The following is a 5161-nucleotide window of genomic DNA, read 5'->3' as shown; positions in this document are numbered from 1 at the left end:
CAGGGCTGTTCCGTATTAAATGTACGATATTTACCTAATTTGCCACACTTATAAGTAGTAACCCACCTCCGCAGCCATTTATTGGTGTGGTCTACAGAGGATTATGTCTTTTTAGAGGGGAAAATCCCTAGAACCCCATAGTGGTGTGATTTCCGCGCTACTGGGCTGATCGCTTTTTATAAGCAGTAATACACCAACAGCAAAAAGTAGCGCAGTAAAAATGGCGACAAAAGGCATCACACCGTGAACGCCAACAAAGCCAAGGCAAAGCTGTCCTAACGAGCTGCCACCATAGAACGCTCCCATATAAAGGCCCACGCGCTTGGCGCGGTCGGCTTCATTACCATGTAATAACCAAGACTCAACAACAACGAATACACCTGCAACGGCAACGCCAGCAACGAACCGGGCAAGCAACCAAACGCTGGCGTCAGGGATTGCAGGCATTATGGCAATAGTAGTGATGAGCGTACCTAAACACCAAACAAATCCGTTTCGGTGTCCCAAGCGGGTAACCAAAGGCTCAATGGCCAACGCACCGAGAAGAAGGCCTGCATAAAAGCTACTTGCTAACCAACTGGCCAGCGACGTATCAAGGCCATAGTGCGTTAGCATAAGTGGAATGAGGCTCATTAAATAGCCTGACGCTATCGCATACATTGCCAGGGCAATCACCGGCGCTGAAATGCGTACTTTAGGCTCTGTAGACAATGTGTTTTCCAACGTTAAAGCCCCTGCAATCCGCAACTGCGTTCTAATGGCTATTAATTATTTGCGGGAATATGAGGGAATTTAACGGCGAGGTAAAACAAAAAGAAATGGTCGTAAAGAGCGATTTTATTACATGTTGAAGTGTGGAGGTGGTCTGAAAAGACGCTGGTTATAAGCGCGCACCGCAGGGCCAAGTTATCGCCCCTGCTTGCTTACAATTTTGCTATTTACATTTGAAAGCGTACGCCTGCAAATACGGTTCTTTCGAGGGCAGGTTCGATACCATCATTTCTCACGCGAGAATAATAGTTCTCGTCTAAAAGGTTATTAATGCCTCCATATACTGCCCATTGCGAATCGATACGATATTCAGCGGTCAGGTCAACAACTTCATAGGAAGGAATTAGCGCGGCTATTTCATCGATGCCTGTTCCTCTAGACGCATTCGAGTCTTGCCAAAATTGCTCGTCTACCATTGTCGCAGTAAGCGCGACATCAAGCTTTTCCGTGTTGTATATAAACCCGGCGCGTAAAAGATACTCCGGTGCAAAAGCGGTGGTATTTCCAACCAGGCTCTCGTTAAGGGAAGAGACGATTTCGGCATCAAGCAACGAGCCATTGGCAAAAATTCTAAAACTTTCGTCAGCACGACCCGCAAAAAGGTCGTAGTCGACGCTAAACTCTACGCCTTGATGGCGAGAGTCGCCAGAGTTCACTCGCTCTATGTCAGCGATATTTACCTGAATAGTTTCAATTTTGTCGTCAAAGTCGATTCTAAACGCGCTCACGTCAAGTACAAGACCATCAACAGGCATGGCGCGGTAACCAAATTCATAGTTCATTGCACTAGAAACATCGGGGCCATTTGAGCTGGCGAGTTCTGAATTGGGGTTGGCCAAATCATCAAATCGTTGAGGGCGATAAGATTCAGAAACGTTTGCATAAAGCTCACTGATTTCGTTGAGCTGATACATCATGCCAAGACCGAGTAGCAGTTCATTTTCAGTCTCGTCTACGTCGATAGGATCTCGGTTTAGACTTGGATTTTTAGTCAACTCTTCTAAGTCGTAATTAACGCGCTCATAACGTAGGGTAGGTACCACACTCAATTTATCGAATTTGAATAAATTTTCGATAAATACGGCGTTATACGTCATTTTACGGTCTTGATCGAATAGCAAGTCAGCGGCGTTCTGTTGGTTAGAGCGAATATCGCTACTGACGTGACGAGTTCTTGGGCTATCTCCCCAGTAAGAGGTTGTCCCCACAGTCAGCACATTGTTGTCGCCCCAGGCTTGCGCATAACGGGCGTCGAAGCCCCAATTATCGAATTCTTGTTGATCAATATTTGTGGTAGCAGGCTCATTCTCAGGCTCAGAAAATTGCCCAGAACGGCGACTAAAGCGGTCCATGTATGAATACCAGACATTCGCGTCAAGCGTCGCACTATCGCTAATCTTCTGCGCAAAAGTAAAATTAGCCAGTACTTGTTCTATCTCAACACGATTGAATGGGGTTAATGTTTGATTGCGGTCTTGTTCAAATTCCGTCGTACTCAAACGACCTGCTTCACCAGAGTCTGAGTTGTATACATCAAGTTCGAAACCAAGGCGAATGTCGTCAAACCCTTCATAAGCCACACTAACGTGGCCTGATGTTACATCGAAATCTTCATTATCTCGAGGGCCGTCGGCCGAACGGTGGTCTACCGATGCAAAGAAACCGAAGTCTCCAGTTGAAGTGGCAAACTCATTATAAGTGCTATATAGCCCATTGCTCCCGAGTGCTTGATCGGTTCGAAAGCCCGTATCGCGGCCTACTTCTGCGCGCTTGGTAATAAAGTTTACCGTCGGCCCTATTTGTGGACCGTAAATTAAACCCGACCCGCCGCGAACGAATTCTATGCGCTCAATACGCTGTGCTGGCGGCATGTAGTAGATGGTAGGGTATCCGAAAAGGTCTGCGGCTAGGGGAATATTGTTTTGAAAAAAGCCCACGAACTCAGACTCATGAGGGTTTCCTAAGCCGCGGTAGTTCACATTGTAAAAACTGGGGATGGCTTGATCTGAAACGAAGAGCCCCGGCAGCGTAGAAAACATCTGTCTTAAGTTTGGCTCAATGAAGTTAGGCATTTCATCAAGCTCTACCACTGAGGTCTTTTTGCCCTCAAAGATTTTGCCAGAATCAACGGCAGCCATGGTGCGTGGAAATGTTGAATCGCTATTTCCACTAATGGTGATACGCTCAATATCGTCTGGCGCTATAGCCGCCATTGCGGACGCGCTCGACAGTCCCGCTAGTGCAAATGCTATCGCTTTACCCAATTTAGATACTCTACTTACATTTCTCATAAATTTACCCTTTAATACTCTAAATACAAATGATAATGGTTCGTATATGATATATATAATTGTTTTTTTATCAACAAAAAATTCGAAGAATAAAATCTATTTAACAAAAATGCTTATGAACTAGATGATTGCCCACTCAGAGGGCGCTAGCAAGTCTCCTAGCGAAACGTGAGAATCCAGGAGTGGCTGTTCCCTTTCAAATTCCCAGGACGAAGCTACGCATAGTGAAGGTTTCTTTGATATCTGCCGGAGCGGTGGGATCCAGGTTTTCCTCCAGCAATCCCTGATAACCAAAGTTTTCCTGAGCAGAGCGATAACCGCAGCGGGATTTGGTTTGCTGATCGCCGGTAAAAAATACACGGCTGACCGCATAAACTTCCGCTAATAATGTCGGCTCTATACCAATGTCGCTGATTTGCATAAACCCAGACTGGCTTAAGCTCTTGTGGATTGCCTGCGCCGGGGCAGGATGTGGATAAAAGGGGATGACAGGTAAGGTCATTTTTGCTCTCTTTAAAAAATGGGTGACAATGCCGCGTCCGCTCAATCGAGGCGCAGACGCATGAGTTAAGTTAAAGAGATTTTGTGTTACCAGCCCACCAGGCCAGGCACCAGTGGAAGAAGCCGTAACTGCATGGCAGTAAATTAAGCTTACTAAAGTGAGGAATGCTCGCCGGCTGTTTGACACAACCGTGAGCCAGTACCGTGAGCAACGACATTAAATCGATCAGCAATCCTAAAACACCGCATGTAAAGCGGTGTGATGTCATACTCATTGATTGAAAAAACGAAGTGGTTGCCACGCGCCTGCTCTGTATATGGTATAAATAAAATACTACACGGCAGCCGGTTAAATGCAATGGGAAAATTATCGGTAAAACCCAATTGAAGCATGCTCCGAAATCGCCTTAAAACTCAATCAGCCTGCGCGTTTTCCTGCTTTAATGGCAACAACAAAGTAAACTCGGTAAACACACCGGGTTCGCTCTCGCAGTGAATCGAACCATCCAGTCGCTGCATAATGTTATACACCACCGATAAGCCAAGCCCGGTTCCCTCGCCGATGGGTTTGGTGGTAAAGAAGGGCTCAAATATTTTCTGCTGGATGTCGGCCGCCATGCCGGGGCCGTTATCCCTAATTCGAATGTGCAGCATATTATCTATCTCTGCAGCGCTTATTTGAATAACCGGCTCAGCCGTATCCGCCTTTTCCATTGCCTGCACAGCGTTTTTAATCAGATTCACCAGTACTTGCTCAATGAGACCTGAGTGCGTATGCAACACGCCATTGAACTCAACATTCCGCTGGATGCTAACCTTGTTATCCAGGTCATATCGCATCATCTTCAGAGTGTCATCCAGCAGCACAGAGAAATCACAAACCTCTTTTTCTCCGGTCTGATTATGAGAAAAAGAGCGTAAGTCGCTAATGATATTTTTAACCCGTTGCAGACCATTAAAAGAATCAGCGACGATTGCTCTGATATCTTCCAAAATAAACGGTATACCCGCCTGCTCCTCAAATTCACTGAGACTTTGTTTGAGATGAGCCGCTTTTTGATCCTGCTGAATGTCTATGGCAGTTAACAGCTCACTCTGCATGGACTGCAACTGAATAATGTTATCCAGATAGCTATCCATTGAGGAGAAGTTGCTGATCACAAATGACAGTGGATTATTAATTTCGTGAGCGATACCCGCTGCCATACGCCCGATACTGGCGAGCTTTTCGTTGTGTGCCAATGCCTGTTTAGTGGATTTAAGCTCCAGCAGCGTATCCCGCAGACGGGTATATTGTTTCTTGAGGCTCGACTCAGCCTGTTTGCGCTCTAACAACACCGTAAGCTGCTCAGCGGCCTTATTGATAATCGTAATCTGCTTCATGGAAACCCGCTCCATCTCCTGTTCGGGGATCAGGTAAAGCAATAAACACACTACGCGTTTATACACCACGATGGGGAATGCCAGATAACTACCAATATGAGTGGTTATAAGTTGGGTAACCGGCTCCAGTCCGCCACTTTCATCGAGCAGGTGAATTTGTGGATGCTGTTCTTCTATTGCCTGAGCAAGGCTGGCCGGCAGCCCGCCCTCTGATA

Annotated in this window: 4 protein-coding genes; all 4 read right to left on the bottom strand. The window is 46.3% G+C overall.

Annotated features, from left to right (window positions below; all coding sequences use genetic code 11):
* Nucleotides 1-111 precede the first annotated feature (111 nt).
* Nucleotides 112-711, bottom strand: a complete 600-nt coding sequence (locus LHL20_RS20550) for an MFS transporter (RefSeq protein ID WP_200866764.1) — start codon at nucleotides 709-711, stop codon at nucleotides 112-114.
* A gap of 227 nt (nucleotides 712-938) precedes the next feature.
* Entirely contained in the window at nucleotides 939-3062 is a 2124-nt protein-coding gene (locus LHL20_RS20545) for a TonB-dependent receptor family protein (RefSeq protein WP_020745975.1), read from the bottom strand.
* A 196-nt stretch (nucleotides 3063-3258) separates the two neighbouring features.
* Nucleotides 3259-3564, bottom strand: a complete 306-nt coding sequence (locus tag LHL20_RS20540; protein WP_024024471.1) for a 2-oxoglutarate and iron-dependent oxygenase domain-containing protein — start codon at nucleotides 3562-3564, stop codon at nucleotides 3259-3261.
* A 413-nt stretch (nucleotides 3565-3977) separates the two neighbouring features.
* The coding region (locus LHL20_RS20535; protein ID WP_226434634.1) for a sensor histidine kinase at nucleotides 3978-5161 on the bottom strand (1184 nt) is incomplete at its 5' end.

The sequence above is a fragment of the Alteromonas sp. McT4-15 genome, from assembly GCF_020515205.1.
Lineage (GTDB): Bacteria > Pseudomonadota > Gammaproteobacteria > Enterobacterales > Alteromonadaceae > Alteromonas.
This window is presented reverse-complemented; position numbering and strand designations above follow the sequence as displayed.